At 32.1% G+C, this 414-nt stretch carries 1 protein-coding gene; it reads right to left on the bottom strand.

All coding sequences use genetic code 11. The features are described 5' to 3' along the window. Positions 1 to 414 (bottom strand): transposase family protein (locus EAF07_RS10475; protein WP_142925614.1); only part of this gene is annotated, 414 nt, incomplete at both ends.

Here is a 414-nt window from a genome sequence, read left to right as displayed (position 1 = left end):
ATCTATAACATCATGAGTATCATTATCTATAAAAATGAAACTCATTGATCCAGTTACATTTTTAACGCTTTTAAATTCATCCATAGCGATGTGTTCTGGCAAACAATTAAAGGGTTTAATTCGTAATGAATTAGCCGCTTTAGTTCTAATACGACTTACAGTAGATGGAGAGATACAGTTATCTTCTGCAGTATCAATCTCTGTTTTAACTTTAGTAGCTTCTTCTATAACTTTTTGAGTAACACATCTTGAGATAAAACACGACTCATCAACAATTGACGTTTTAGCAGTAAAAGTGCCATTGCATTCTAAGCATTTAAAACGTTGTTTAGCTAAGTTGAGGTATGTGTTATACCCTTGAGTTTTAAGTAAAGTAATACGAGAAACACGCTTACCATGTTTATGAATTTGTCC

Source organism: Streptococcus hillyeri (genome assembly GCF_003686955.1).
Taxonomy (GTDB): Bacteria; Bacillota; Bacilli; order Lactobacillales; family Streptococcaceae; genus Streptococcus; species Streptococcus hillyeri.
This window is presented reverse-complemented; position numbering and strand designations above follow the sequence as displayed.